We start from the raw sequence: 13,419 nt of genomic DNA on the forward strand, positions 1-13,419 counted from the left end.
CTGCTCGCCCTCGCTCGCCGCCTCGTCGACGTTCTGTGGGCACTCCTGCGCGACGGCCGCACGTTCGCACCAACCGCGCCGCAACCCGCTACCGCGGCGGCTTGACACGGTCATTCAGATTCCCTTCAGGCACGCTGCCGGCGGCCGGTGGTCGCCTCTTCGCGGGTGGTGGTCGGGGTGTCGGTGTTCGGGGTGTCGGTGTTCGGGGTGTCGGTGGTCGGCTCCGCGGTGCGTCGGTCCGCGGTGTCCGTGCTCGCCGGGGCGGGAGTGGAGCCGACCGGCCGGTCGGAGCGGGCCGTCGTGCCCTCGCCGGCGACGGTGAGCGCCTCGAAGATCGCCCGCAGGCTCAGGAAGCGCTCCCGCAGCGCGTCGGTGTCGTCGGGCCCCGCCCTGTCCACAACGGACTGCGTCGCGGCGGACGGCGGCCTGGCCGTGTCGGTAGCGGTGCCGGTGCCGGGACCGGTGCTCCCGGCCCGCGCCGGGCCGGGGACGCTGCGGTAGCGGGAAGCGGCGGCCGGGTCGTCGACGGCGAGCAGGCTGGCGGTCTCGTCCCGGTCGTCGGTCGGATAGCCGCGCTCACGCAGCGCGGTGGTGACAAGCCCGTCCGCACGTGTCGTCGCGGTCGCCGGCTCGTCGACGAACAGAGCCTGCAGAGTGGCCCACTCGGTCCGCAGGGCCGCGCGCCGGTCGCTGGTCAGCGGTCGGATGTCGAGCGAGTCCCGGCGGCGGGCAATGCTGGCGAGCCGGCGTTCGGTGCCCCGCCGGTCGCCCGTCTCCTGCAACGTCCGGTCGTACTCGGGGCCGAACCGGTTTCTGAGACGCGATGAACGGGAGCGATCGACGACGAAGACGACGGCGAAAACCGCGCCGAGAATCAGGACCACCAGAATGGCCCAGGCGAGAAGTGACACCGGACACCGACCTTTCGCACCTTCGCGGATCTGTCGCGATACGCGGTGCCGAGTACCCGGCGTCAACACGTTAAAACGACGGGCCCCTACGGCGTACCCTTCACCGGCGCAGGTTCAGCCGGACGAGGGATAGTCGCCGGTCGTGGGGCCGGCGCGGCACGCCCGCCGGCCTCTCGGGCCGACCACGCCCGGGACAGGACGAGGTGGTTGACCGTCATCAGCCAGCACCATCCGAGAAACAGGCCGGCGACGACGTCCGAGGCATAGTGCATTCCGCGGTAGGAGCGGCAGAACGCCACCACCAGCGGAACGATGACGACCAGCGGCGCCGCCACCGCGGCCGACACCGTCGGGATCCGCCCCCCGCGGTGGCGCGCGAGGCCGATCAGAATGCAGGCCAGACCGCCGTACAGGCAGACGGCAGCCGCGGTGTGGCCCGACGGGAAGCTCGCCATCGGGTCCCCCGGGTCCAGGCGGGCGACCTGCGGGCGGGGCCGGTCGACGAGGCTGTTCGACACCTCGTAGATCGCCGTCTCACCCGCGGTCAGCAGAATCACGCCGCCCGGAAGCCACCACTGCCGCGTGAACCACACCGCCACCGCCGCGATCACCGCGGTGGCGACGATCACGACGTAGGTGTCGGAGAGGTATGTCCCGGCCCAGGTCAGGTCGAGCAGCCAGCCGTCGCGACCCGCGGCGAGCTCGCGGGCCGCCGCCGCGTCGGCGTCGTCGATCCCGGCGAAGCCGTCGACGATCAGCCGCCCGGCGGCAACCAGCATGGCGCCGAGCACCGCGGCCACCGTGACCAGTCCGACGGGGATGCGGAGCCTCGAGGTACCTCTCACTGTGGGTCACCCGCGAGGCGGAGGCCCGGGGCCGTGCCGTGGACGTCGACCATGCTGATCAAGGTGCCCCGCCCCGATCCAGGAGAAACGCCCGGACCCCGCCGTGATCGATGCAGCCCGGCCGGGGTGCGCATGGCACGCCGGGCCAGTCGACGACGCGGACCGGCACTCACGGATCACATAGCGCAAACCTTGCCAGGAGACATAATGAGGACACACGATCGGAAGGCCGGTGCCGCCCGCGCCCGCGCGGGGGGAGGCAACACCGATGCCGAGCGCGACCGCACAGGCCGGGAACGATCGACCGGTGGGCGATCCGGCACAGCGGCGGCGGGTGCTGCTGACCTGCCTCACCGGGATGTTCGCAACCACCTTCACCGCGACCCTGCTCACCGTCTCGCTGCGGACCGTCGCTGACGACCTGGGCAGCACCGTCGGGGTGGTCTCCTGGGCGGTGACCGGGTCGTTGTTCGCCCTCGCGGTCGCCATGCCGATCCTCGGCAAGATCGGGGACATCCGCGGCCACCGCCGGACCTTCATCACCGGCACCGCCCTCGCTGTGGTCTTCTCCGCGGCGACCGCGCTTGCCTGGGACGCGACGTCCCTCATCGCCTTCCGGATCATCGCCCAGCTCGCCGGCTCGGCGACGATCCCGGCGTCCTTCGCGATGCTGTTCGCCGTCTTCCCCCCGAACGAGCGGGTGCGCCCGTCCGCCTGGGCCTCGGGAGTGCTCTCGGGGGCGTCCGTCACCGGGCTCGCCATCGGCGGCGTGATCATCGACCTGGTCGGCTGGCGTGCCGTGTTCTCCCTGCAGGCCATCATCGCGGCGGTTCCGCTGATAGCGGCGATCCGGGTGCTGCCCCCGGACCGGGGTGTGCGCAAGGTTGCCCTCGACCGGGCCGGCGCCGCCGTCCTGGCGCTGGCGGTGTTCGCGGTGACCTTCGGCGTGAACCGGGCAGCGGTCTGGGGCGCGACCCCGCTCGTCATCATCCTCCTTACCTCGGTGGTCCCCCTGTTCTGGCTGCTCGCCGTGATCGAGCGCCGCAGCGCCGAGCCGGTCGTGCCGCTGGAGCTGCTGGCCGCTCGGGAGGTCCGGGCCGCCGGCCTCACCTCCTTCATGCTCTCCGCCTCGCACATGGGGAACTTCCTCGTGACGCCGCTGCTCCTGCAGGGCCGCTTCGGCCTGTCGGTGACGCTCACCTCCGTCGTGACGATGTGCCGCACGCTGTCGATCGCCCTGGCCGCGCCGTCCGCGAGCTGGCTCGGGACGAGGCTCGGGCCTCGCCTGCTGGCCAGCATCGCGGGAGGCGTGTACGCGCTCGCGCTGATCCTGCTGGCCTACGGGACGATGGCCGGCGTCCTGTGGGTGGTGATCGTGGGTCTGATTTTCAGTGGTCTCGCGTTCGGGCACGCCCAGCCGCCACTGATCGTGATCGCCAGCCACGGCGCCTCGGAGAGCAACTTCGGGCTCGTCACCTCGCTGCAGCAGACAGCGGGCCAGATCGGCGGTGTCGTCGGCACCAGCCTGCTCTCGGCCCTCGTCGCCGACACGCTGGACCCGGGCCCGTTCGCGGTCAGCTACCTGATCGCCGCCGGGTTCGCCATGCTCGCCGCCGCCGGGGTGCTGGTGCTCAGCCCACGCTCGACCACTGGTCCGCGTTCGACCACCTTCGGCGGGGCCGGCGGTGCCGGCGGTGCCGGCGCGACCGTGGGAACCGAAGCGATTGTCGGCGCCGCCGAGGAGGCCGTGGCGAGTGATGCCGCGACAAGCACCGGTATCGGCGCCGCCACGGTAGCCAGCGCCCTCGCCGATACCGACACCGGCGCAGGCGCAGACACCGACGCAGGCACCGACTCAGAGGCTGGGGCTGGGGCCAGTTCGGCGACGGGCAGTGGGCGAGAAGCCCGCGCCTGACCCATGAAGCTGGGCATCGTCGGGCAGGCCGTCGGTCTCTTCGCCGTCACCAACGTCGACGACATCCTCGTTCTGGGGCTGTTCTTCACCCAGGGCAACGGGCGCCCACACCGCGACCGGCGCGGCCCGCGGGTGCGTCGCTGCCGGGCAGCAGCGACGGCGCCGGGCACAATGACCTGGCACCGGGATACCGAAGTCCGAACGTGATCCCAGCGAACCGGGCACGCGAATCCTCACCAGACCACCGACGCCAGCGTGCCCGGGAGAGGGCTGCACGAAGAGTCGGTGAACCCAGCGCACCTGAAGACTCTCTCCGGCAGAGCCGGCTGATACTCCATGCCCGAAACCAGTCGTGCGGAGCGCATGACTGGCGCCAATACATCACAGAAAGCGGGACGACGTGGGCAGCAGCAACGTGGTCGACGGCATCTACCGAATCAGCATCAACGGCGAGCAGCTCCTCACCAACACGGGCAACGGCCCCACCGTCCTCCTGCCCGAGAACGGCCGCGGCCAGGAGTGGGAGATCCAGAACACCGGAAACGGCACGTACACCATTCGCAACGCCTCCTCGCCGGAATTCCTCGGATTCGAGGGTGAGCCGGACACGTTCGAGCCGGTCCGCCCGCGGCCGGAGCCCCGGGAGTGGCGGATCGAGGAGGGTCCCCGGCCCGGCACCTTCAACATCGCCGTCGTGGACAACAACCAGCTCACGCTGGGGCTGCACCCGGCGCTCATCTACCCGCCCCTGATCGCACTGTCGCCGATCTTCCGCGAGGACCGGGGCTGGAACCTTCAGCCCGTCAACTGACCCGGCGGCCCGCCCGGCAGGTCTGATCACCGCTGGATGAGCCGCAGGTGGAGACCGGGGGTGGGAGGCACCGCGGTGGGAGACACCGCCGACTGGCCTCCCACCCCCGACGAGGTCCGGCGGTACCCGGCAGGCACCGTCAGAAGCGCCAGCGGCTCGCCCCGCCGGGCTCGACAGTCTGCAGCGCCGTGGCGGCGGACGAGGTGATCCGGTAGACGTGCCAGGGCGGCGGCCCCGCGGACGGGGCACTGAACTCCGCGGTCAGCGCCCGACCGGACTCGTCCACCCGCGCCGGCCAGCCGTCCGCGCTCCAGTGGGTGGCCATCGCCGCCACGGTCGGCGGGTCGGTCACCTGGTTCGCCCGGCCCTCCACCACCAAGTCGTACTCATCGAGGGCCAGGCTCAGCGCGCAGCGCGGATCGCGGGCGATGTTGCGCGCCTTGCGGGTGCGCTCCCCCGTCTCGAACCAGAAGACACCGTCGATGTACAGCGCTCCGATGCCGGTGACATGCGGGGACCCGTCCGCGTTGATCGTCGTCAGCCAGCAGGTGTGCCGGTCGGGCCCGCCGCTGCCCGGCGCCTGGGTGAACCCGGCATCCAGACGCGCCTGGATGGCGGCCCAGTCCAGCAGCGGCAGGTCGTAGAGGTCGGCGAGATTCGTGACGTCCATGCCTGTACAGACCACGCCCGGGCCCGGAACTCATCGCCAGCCGGATCTCCACCTCCGTACGACAGGCCCGAACCAGCTCGGCTAGTATGTGCGCGCCGCCTCCCACAGCGGTCGCAAGCGGACAAAGCCGTCCTGTCCATCCGGGAGTCGACAGACGTGGCTGGGCGAGCCTCTCCAGTTCGGCCTGGCAGCACAGATCAACCAGCCGGCGCCGGTTCACTGCGCCTGCAGATCCTCGGCCCGCTGCGGCTGTGGCGTGACGGCGCCGAGCTGGATGCCGGCCCCCGTCAGCAGGCGCAGATGTTGGCGCTGTTCCTGGCGCGCGTGGGCCGCCCGGTGAGCACGAGAGAGCTCATCGACCTGATCTGGGCCGACGACGTCCCGGCCAGTGCACTCAACATCATTCACAAGTACGTCGGGGCCCTGCGGCGGGTACTCGAACCCGCGCTGCCCGCCCGGGAACCTGGAACCTACCTGCACCGCCGCGGCAACGGGTACGTGTTCGACGCCGGCCCCCACACCCTGGACCTCGTCACCTTCCGTGACCTCCTCAAGGCCGCCCAGGCCGCTCTCGCCGAGCATGCTCGCGACGTGGCGCTCGACCACCACGTCGAGGCGCTCGGCCTCTGGCAGGGCCCCGCGGGGGACGGAGCCTTTCACGGATCGACCACACCACCCGTCCTGGCCGCCCTCGACGACGAGTTCCATGCCGCGTGCGCGGCAGCGGCCGACCTGGCCGTGGCGTCACACCAGCCGGCGCGGGTGATCCCGCCGTTGCAGCTGGCCGCGTCGATGGCACCGTTCCACGAACCCGTGCAGGCCAGCCTCATCACCGCCCTCGGCGCCGCAGGACGGCAGGCGGAGGCGCTGTCGATGTTTCAGGCGGTCCGCGACCGTCTCGCCGAGGAGCTCGGCATCGACCCCGGCCCGGCGCTGCGGGCCGCGCACCAGCGAGTGCTGACGCAGACCCCGAGGCCGGCCGCGAACGCAGTCGCGACGAGCGCGAGCGCAAGCGCGGGTGCGGATGCGGGTGCGGGTGCGGGTGCACCGGCAAGGCAGGCAGCCGGGCTGGTCGGCCGGCGCGACGAGCTCGGCGTGCTGCGGCAGGCCATCGAGGCGGCGCTCGCCGGCCGCACCGGGCTCGGCATCGTCGAGGGCGAACCGGGGGTGGGCAAGACCCACCTGCTGGAGCAGGCTGCCGCCGCCGCGGACCAGCGTGGAGCGCGCGTCGTCTGGGCCTCCTGCCTGGAGGGCGACGGAACACCACCGATGTGGCCGTGGGAGCAGGCGCTCGGGGCTGTTCTCGACGGACTGCCCGCGCCGGCACGCGAGACGTGGCTGGCCAGCGAGCTCGGTGGTCTCCTCGCATCCCGACATGATGACGCCGCGCCACCGGCTTCCGGCGCCCGCGCACAGTTCCGTCTGTTCGAGCAGGTCGTGGCCGTCATCGGCGAGGCTGCCGCGGAACGGCCGATGCTGCTCGTCCTGGACGATCTTCAATGGGCCGATGCGGCCTCGCTCCAGCTGTTCGGCCACCTCGCGGGCCGGCTGCCCCCCGGCACCGCGATCATCGGCGCTCTTCGCGACCGCGCCCCCGGACCCGGCTCCGACCTTTCGCGGGTGCTCGCCGCCGCCAGCCGGCTGACCAGCCACCGCAGGATCCCGCTCGGCCCGCTCGGCCTGACCGAGGTCGCCGAACTCATCCGCCGCGAGACCGGCCACGAACCGGGCGCGGACGTCGCCCGCACCATCCATGTGCGCACTGCCGGCAATCCCTTCTTCGTCCGTGAACTGTCGCGGCTCCTCAGCGACCGCGGCGCGCTCAGCGACAGCGACAGCGACAGCTGCAACGGGGGCGGCGACGGCCACAGGGAGGCATCTGTCCGCGCCGGAGTGCCGGCCACCGTGCGGGACGTCGTCCGCGACCGGATGGCAGGCCTCGACGACGGCGGACGCGACCTGCTCCGGGTCGCCGCGCTCATCGGCCGTGACCTCGACCTCGACCTGCTCGCGCGTGCCGCCGGCCTCGGCAGGACGGACTGCCTCGAACGCCTCGAACCGCTGCGCGCGCTCGGCCTGCTCGAATCGGCACCGGACGACCCGCTCTCGTGGCGCTTCGCGCACGACATCGTCCGCGAGTCGGTCACCGGGACAACGGCGCATCAGCAGGCCATCCGGCTGCACCTGCGCATCGCGGACGCGCTCGAGGAAAGTCTCGCCGACGACGAGTCGATCACCGAGCGCCTCGCGTACCACCTGCGGGCCGCCGGCCCCCTCGCCGACCCGGTCCGCACCGTGGAGGCGCTGAAACGCGCCGGCCGCCGCGCCGCGACCAGACTCGCGTTCACGGCCGCCGATCGGCACCTCGAATCAGCCGCCCAGATCGCGCGAGCCGCCGGGCTCCCGGAACTCGAGCTCTCCGCCCTCTCGCTGCTCGCCATCGCCCCGCGCCGCCAGGCCGGGTTCGGTGGAACGACCTTCGATCTGCTGGAGCGCGCGGAGCTCCTGGCCCGCCAGCTCGGCCGCGAGGTCGAGGCCGCCGGCCTCCTCTTCGCTCGTCTCTTCGGGGCCTACACCTTCCTGGAGTGGGACCGTGAACGGCTGGTCCGCCGGCTCGCCGAGCAGGGGGAGGCGTCCCGCGATCCGGTCGTCCAGGTGTACGGCCGGCAGGCCTGGGGCCTGCATCAGTGGGACAGCGGCAACATCGGCGAGGCCTACCGGTGTTTCAGCGGGAACGACCCCGCCCTTCTCGACGGGGTTGTCTCGTCGCACAGCGAGACCCCGATCCGGCGTGACGTCTCGGGTGAGTGGCCCGGCTGGCTGGCCGTCGTCACCGCACTCCACGGTGACGTCGGGACCGCGGCGGCCATGATCGGCAAGTGGAACGGCCCGGAGGACCCGTACGCCGTCGCGACCTGGGCGTACTACGTCACCATCATCGCGGCGATGGCCGGTGACGCGGGCTGGGTGATGCGCACGATCGAGCGGTGGATGGCCGTGGGCACCGGTCGCGCCGCCGTCCAGCAGGAGCACTACGTGCGGCTGAACTGGTACTGGGCGCGCGCCCTCACCGGCGATGACCCGGCCGGTGTCGTGGCGGAGGCCGAACAGCTCCTGGCCGGGACGCTGGTCGACCCGCCACGGTGGGGAGTCGCCTTCGGCCACGCACTGATCGCCGAGATGTGGTTGGCCGCCGGCCTGCCGGACAAGGCGGGTACCGCCCTCGACCGGGCGGACCACGCCCTCGAGGCCTACGGCCAGCGCTACGCGGAAGGACTTGTCCTGCTGCTGCGAGCGCGCCTGCTCCACGCCCGCAACGAACCCACCACCGCGGTACGGGCCGCCGCCGAGAAGGCCCGCGAGCGGTCCACCGAACGCGAGTCCTACCTCTTCGCCCGCCGCGCCGAGAGGTTCCTCGCCACGCTCTGATCACGCCGCCCGACAGCGGGAACATCGCGCTGTTCGACACCAGGCACATCGCGCTGCTCGACACCAGGAACGCCGAACGCGGCCGAGTGACGCCGGGATCGACGAGTGACCAGCCAGCCGAACCCGGCCGCCGTGAAGAACATGACAATGCCGTACACCACACCCGGGATGGCCATCTCGGCGCTGTCCAACAACGCTGGGCTCAGCGCGACCGTGATGGCGAGTGCGGTGTTGTGGATACCGATCTCGAACCCGGCCGCGACGGCCGCCGGCTGATCGACGTCGACCAGACGCGGCACGCCGTAGCCGACCAGCAGGCTTACGAGGTTGAAGGCCAACGCGGCCAGCCCGACCGACAGGAAGTAGTCGGCGAGGTTCTCCCACTGCCCGAACAGCACGACGGAGATGACTCCGACGAGGACCACCACCGACAGCATCTGGACGGGGCGGTTGAGCCGCCGCGCCACCCCCGGCGCCCGCCCGCGTACCAGCATTCCGACCGCGACCGGCACGAGCACCATCGAGAAGACCTGAAGAATCTTGTCGGCCTGCAGCCCGACCGCGGCCCCGTCCGCCAGAAAATGCCCTGCCGAGAAGTTCACCACGATCGGCAGGGTGACCACCACCAGCACCGAGTTGGTCGCGGTCAGCGTGATGTTCAGGGCGACGTTCCCGCCGAACAGGTGGCTGAACAGGTTGGCTGTCGGGCCACCCGGCGACGCCGCGACCAGCATCAGCCCGACCGCCAGCTCCGGCGGGAGCCGGAAGGCGATCACCAGGCCGAAACAGATCGCCGGCAGCAGCACGAGCTGGCAGAGCAGCGCTACCGTGACCGCCTTCGGATGCCGGCCCACCCGCCGGAAGTCGTCCGGGCTCAGACCGAGGCCCAGGCCGAACATGACGATGCCGAGAGCGAAAGGCAGACTGGACAGGATCAACGCGGAATCCAGAGCGACGTCATCGGGCCTGCTGCGGCCGGACCGTCGAGCGGACCACCGACCGGTACGAACACCATATCGTCCTTCGACACCCTGACTCCCGCGCATCTTCCTTCTCGGCCTTGTCGGCCGCGATCGAGGGTCAGAATAGAGCGCGGGCACTTGACGAACACTGAACGCACGGGAGCACACGTCGACGTCGAATCCACAAACAATTCACTGGCCGTGAGACGCGTGGGGCCGAATCCCCGACCAGGGAACCCAGCGGATCGGCGTGCATCCCCCGGATCCGGGTCCACAGCGTTGCCGGGGTCCGCGAGCTGGCCGGCGACGGCACACGACGGCCAGCGCCCTGGGCCTCGAGCGGCGCGCCGGGTGTCGCGGGCCGGGTGTCGCGGGCCGGGTGTCGCGGGCCGGGTGTCGCGGGCCGGGTGTCGCGGGCCGCTGCGCCTGGCGTCGGGACCGGAGGAGGCCAGGAGACGCATCTCGACTGCCGCCGATGATCTGCTTGACGCGGTAGTGACTGGCCACTAACTTCGACGTGTGGCAACGACCGGGACGAGACAGACGGCAGAGGAACGGCGCGTGTCGGTGCTCGCGGCAGCCGTGTCGGAGTTCGCCCGGGGCGGGTTGGAGGGCACCTCGACCGAGGCGATCGCCACCGCGGCCGGAATCTCCCAGCCCTATCTGTTCCGGCTGTTCGGCTCGAAGAAGGGCCTGTTCCTGGCAGCCGTCAAGGAGACGTTCGCCCGCACCGTCGCGACCTTCGAGGCCGCGGCGGGCGAGCGGTCCGGCCAGGAGGCCCTGGCCGCCATGGCCACGGCCTACAACGACCTGCTGGCCGAACCGAGCTACCTGCTGATGCAGATGCAGGCCTATGCCTCCTGCGGTGATCCGGACATCCGGGTCGTGACACGGCGGGGTTTCCGCGACCTCTGGTACGCGGTCGAGCGTCTCACCGGTCTGGAGGTCGACGTGCTGCGTGCCTTCTTCGCCATGGGCATGCTCTGCAACGTCTCCGCGGCGATGGACCTGCCCGCCCTCGACGAACGCTGGGCCCAGATCATCTGCTCCGACGGCGTGGGCATCGAGACGAGCAAGCAGGCTCTGGCCGGGGGCTTCCTGGGCCCGGCCAGCGCCGACACCGACGACGCCGCCAACACCGACGACCCCACCGGTGAGCGCATCCAGCACTGAACATCGACCACACAGCCGACGCCGCCACCGGCGCGATCGACATCGACCGAGCTGCACCAGGCCTTCGGTGGTCTCTTTATGGCCGCCGAAGGAAGTGGTCAGTCACTACCTTGAAAGGAAGCCGATGACCACCGACCGGAACCGCCTCGCCTGGACCTTCGTGATCACCTGTATCGCCGCCTTCATGACCTCCCTGGACAACCTGGTGGTCACGATGGCTTTGCCGTCGATCCGCGAGACCCTCGACGCCAGCCTGGCCGAGCTGGAATGGACGGTGAACGCGTACACGCTGGCCTTCGCGGTCCTGCTGCTGCCCGCAGCGGCGCTCGGCGACCGGCTCGGCCGCCGCCGCGTCTTCGCCGCCGGTCTGGCGCTCTTCACCGTGGCCAGCGCCGCCGCCGCGCTGGCACCGACCGTCGGCACACTCATCGCGGCCCGGGCCGTGCAGGGTGTGGGCGGGGCGATCGTGCTGCCGCTGTCGATGACGCTGCTGTCGGCCGCGGTCCCGGCCGAACGCCGCGGCGCCGCCCTGGGCATCTGGGGCGCCGTCTCCGGTCTTGCCATCGCGCTCGGGCCGCTGGTCGGCGGGGCCATCACCCAGGGCGCCGCCTGGCAGTGGATCTTCTGGCTGAACGTCCCGTTGGGTGTGGCCGCGATCCCGCTGGCCTTCACCCGTCTCACCGAGAGCCGCGAGGCGTCCAGCCGGCTGGACGTCACCGGCACTGCCCTGGTCAGCCTGGGCCTGTTCGGAATCGTCCTCGGCGTGGTCCGAGGCCAGGAGCACGGCTGGACGAGCACCGGGGTGCTCAGCACGCTGATCACCGGCGCGGTCGGGCTCGTCGCGTTCGTCGGCTGGGAGCTGCGGTCCGAGCGGCGCGGCGGCGCGGCGATGCTGCCGATGAGCCTGTTCCGCCGGCGCGGGTTCGCCGCGGTCAACGCGGTCGCGGCCCTCTTCTCCTTCGGCATGTTCGGCTCGATCTTCCTGATCTCCCAGTACCTGCAGAACGTCATGGGCTACTCGCCGCTGGACGCCGGCCTGCGCACCCTGCCCTGGACAGTGATGCCGCTGCTCATCGCGCCGATCGCCGGCCCGCTGTCCGACCGGATCGGCGGACGCCCGCTGATGGTCACCGGCCTGGCCCTGATGACCGGCGGGCTGCTCTGGCTCCGCGCCGACCTGGCCCCCGACACCTCGTTCCTGACCCTCGTGCCCGCCTTCGTCATCTCCGGCATCGGCATGGCCCTGTTCTTCGTCCCGGTCGCCAACGTGGTCATGGGGTCGGTTGCCACCGAGCACGAGGGCCTGGCCTCCGGCGTCAACAACGCCGTCCGCGAGGTCGGCGGAGTGTTCGGCATCGCCGTTCTCGCCTCGGTGTTCGCCACCGCGGGCGGCTACGCCACCGCCACCGACTTCACCGACGGCATCCGCGTCGCCCTGCTCGTCGGCGCGGCCGCGACCGGCGCCGGAACGCTCGGCTCCCTGCTCGTCCCCCGCCACCGGACGTCCACCGTCCCCGAGGTCGTCGGCGGCCCGACGCCGCGTCTCGACTACCAGCCCGCCGAGTCCTGACAGCTTCAGCGGGCGATTGCCGGGGTGAAGAGAAGGGATGGGCGAGGATGTCGGAAGCACTGCGCTCAGGGTGGCGGCAATTTCCGCGCGCGTATTCTTCCGGTTTCGTTATTCGGTTTCCATGTTCTCCAGGGAATCAGGGGTGGTGCGGGCTATCCAGCGCATGGCAGTGGACCGGGGGCCGACCCCCGGAGCTACCGCGAGCGCTTGACAGGGCGGTGGGTCGCCAGGAACTCCTCGTCCAGGCTTCGCAGCGCGGGGCCGAGCAGTGCGTGGTGCTGTACCACGTGGTCGACGAACAACGGGGTGCGGTGCTCACCACGCAGGTCCGTGCCGAGGCGTTCCGCCGCGTCGCGGCGTAGTCGAGCGAGTTGCCGTTCGAGCCATTTCTCGTTGGCCTGGTCGTGGGCACGGTTCAGGAGGCTCAAGGTCTGGCGGGTGCGGTCGCGTGGCCGCGGTGGCAGCCCGCACAGCTCGGGGTAGCAGAAGGCTGCGAGCGTGCGGGCATCCCCCGGTGACCAGGCCGGGGGCGGCGCCGCGGCAGTCGTGGTGGCCTCCGCCCGCGCGTCCGGCGGCGCAGGTGCGACGGCGTCCGGCGGCGGTATGGGGTGTGGTGCCGGCGGGAATCCAGGCGCCGTCGGCCCCTGCACGATCAGGTGGAAGCGATGCTCCACGTCGGCGTCGGCGGACCGCAGGGTCAGCCACTGGCGGGGGCGGGGAAGCAGTTCCGGTGGGCTGTGCCGGGTGATCTCCCGGTACAGCCCGGGGGCGGTCAGCAGCAGCTTCGTGCCGGTGGTGGAACGGTTCTCCACCGCCCACCGGCCGCGTAGCTGGCTGATCCGTCCCGCCAGCCGCGGCATGGACGGCTCCGGAGCACCGGTCGGGGTCATCAGCGGCACGGCGATATCAACCTCGGACGGGGCCCGCCCGAAACCGAAGGCCGCACCGGAGCGAACCAGCCAGCGGGTGTCGATGCCCAGCGCGTTCGCGCGGGGGTCGATCTCGCGGTTCAGGCCGGCTGCCTGCCGGTAGAGCACAATCAGCGGCATACCGGGAGGACTGCCGGCGCCGCTCATCGGGGCCGGGCGGGCAGCAGGTCGGCCGCGATGAGCGGCGGCGGCGGCGAGGGGCGG

General features: G+C 71.6%; 10 protein-coding genes and 1 pseudogene. 6 read left to right on the top strand and 5 right to left on the bottom strand.

The genetic code is table 11. The annotated features are described in order from the left end of the window. Positions 1 to 125 precede the first annotated feature (125 nt). Entirely contained in the window at positions 126 to 911 is a 786-nt protein-coding gene (locus AB1460_RS07220; protein ID WP_368959824.1) for a hypothetical protein, read from the bottom strand. Between the two features lie 86 nt (positions 912 to 997). Next, positions 998 to 1,756, bottom strand: coding sequence for a phosphatase PAP2 family protein (locus AB1460_RS07225; RefSeq protein WP_368959825.1), 759 nt, complete (start codon positions 1,754 to 1,756; stop codon positions 998 to 1,000). Between the two features lie 268 nt (positions 1,757 to 2,024). Here AB1460_RS07225 and AB1460_RS07230 point away from each other — a divergent pair, with 268 nt between their 5' ends. The 3 genes and pseudogenes from AB1460_RS07230 to AB1460_RS07240 all read left to right on the top strand — a co-directional run bounded on the left by AB1460_RS07230 (position 2,025) and on the right by AB1460_RS07240 (position 4,482). Beyond that, positions 2,025 to 3,671: an MFS transporter gene (locus tag AB1460_RS07230; RefSeq protein ID WP_420497212.1), complete on the top strand. Its 1,647-nt coding sequence runs from the start codon at positions 2,025 to 2,027 to the stop codon at positions 3,669 to 3,671. A gap of 3 nt (positions 3,672 to 3,674) precedes the next feature. Further along, a pseudogene (locus AB1460_RS07235) lies at positions 3,675 to 3,791 on the top strand (cadmium transporter); the annotation flags it as partial. Between the two features lie 280 nt (positions 3,792 to 4,071). Next, on the top strand, positions 4,072 to 4,482 hold the full coding sequence (locus tag AB1460_RS07240) for an RICIN domain-containing protein (RefSeq protein ID WP_368959826.1): 411 nt from the start codon (positions 4,072 to 4,074) through the stop codon (positions 4,480 to 4,482). Between the two features lie 139 nt (positions 4,483 to 4,621). Here AB1460_RS07240 and AB1460_RS07245 read toward each other — a convergent pair whose 3' ends face one another. Next, complete coding sequence (locus AB1460_RS07245) at positions 4,622 to 5,152, bottom strand: pyridoxamine 5'-phosphate oxidase family protein (protein ID WP_368959827.1); 531 nt, start codon at positions 5,150 to 5,152, stop codon at positions 4,622 to 4,624. A 156-nt stretch (positions 5,153 to 5,308) separates the two neighbouring features. Here AB1460_RS07245 and AB1460_RS07250 point away from each other — a divergent pair, with 156 nt between their 5' ends. Continuing rightward, positions 5,309 to 8,581, top strand: a complete 3,273-nt coding sequence (locus AB1460_RS07250) for an ATP-binding protein (RefSeq protein WP_420497213.1) — start codon at positions 5,309 to 5,311, stop codon at positions 8,579 to 8,581. On the opposite strand, the gene AB1460_RS07255 is transcribed toward AB1460_RS07250, so the two are convergent. Next, positions 8,536 to 9,531 carry a bile acid:sodium symporter family protein gene (locus tag AB1460_RS07255; protein WP_368959880.1) on the bottom strand — a complete coding sequence of 332 codons (996 nt, stop codon included), beginning with the start codon at positions 9,529 to 9,531 and terminating at the stop codon, positions 8,536 to 8,538. The genes AB1460_RS07250 and AB1460_RS07255 overlap by 46 nt on opposite strands. A 573-nt stretch (positions 9,532 to 10,104) precedes the next feature. Between AB1460_RS07255 and AB1460_RS07260 the strand changes: the two genes are divergently transcribed. Then, positions 10,105 to 10,716, top strand: coding sequence for a TetR/AcrR family transcriptional regulator (locus tag AB1460_RS07260; protein WP_368959828.1), 612 nt, complete (start codon positions 10,105 to 10,107; stop codon positions 10,714 to 10,716). Positions 10,717 to 10,840: 124 nt separating this feature from the next. Next, the gene (locus tag AB1460_RS07265; RefSeq protein WP_368959829.1) at positions 10,841 to 12,286 is read left to right on the top strand and encodes a DHA2 family efflux MFS transporter permease subunit; all 1,446 of its coding nucleotides are present in this window, start codon (positions 10,841 to 10,843) and stop codon (positions 12,284 to 12,286) included. A 194-nt stretch (positions 12,287 to 12,480) separates the two neighbouring features. On the opposite strand, the gene AB1460_RS07270 is transcribed toward AB1460_RS07265, so the two are convergent. Beyond that, complete coding sequence (locus AB1460_RS07270; protein WP_368959830.1) at positions 12,481 to 13,335, bottom strand: hypothetical protein; 855 nt, start codon at positions 13,333 to 13,335, stop codon at positions 12,481 to 12,483. Between the last annotated feature and the right edge of the window lie 84 nt (positions 13,336 to 13,419).

Origin of the sequence: Parafrankia sp. FMc2, assembly GCF_041008525.1 — a bacterium.
Taxonomy (GTDB): Bacteria; Actinomycetota; Actinomycetes; order Frankiales; family Frankiaceae; genus Parafrankia.